The 264-nt window shown below is 75.8% G+C and carries 1 protein-coding gene; it reads right to left on the bottom strand.

The genetic code is table 11. From position 1 onward, the window contains the following. On the bottom strand, positions 1 to 264 hold a 264-nt coding region (locus RT91_RS19925; RefSeq protein WP_035189824.1), incomplete at both ends, for a metal ABC transporter permease.

Genomic DNA, 264 nt, shown 5'->3' with positions numbered 1-264 from the left:
CGCCACCGCGCCCGCCCCGGCCAGCGCCATCCCGCCGAGTGCCGCCCGCGAAACGCCGAGCACCTGGCCGAACAGCAGCGCATAGACCTGCGCGGCATAGCGATCGGTCCAGGAAAGCAGCAGCGCGCCGGTCGCGAGCAGCATCACCAAAGTCAGCGCCGTCGCCACCTCGGGCCGGCCGCGCCGGCCGAGCGCCCAGATCGCGACCACGCCGGCGAGCCCGAACCCCGCAACCCCGGCGGAGGGCGCGATGCCGAGCAGCAC

It is taken from the genome of Acidiphilium sp. JA12-A1, from assembly GCF_000724705.2.
Classification (GTDB): Bacteria; Pseudomonadota; Alphaproteobacteria; order Acetobacterales; family Acetobacteraceae; genus Acidiphilium; species Acidiphilium multivorum.
This window is presented reverse-complemented; position numbering and strand designations above follow the sequence as displayed.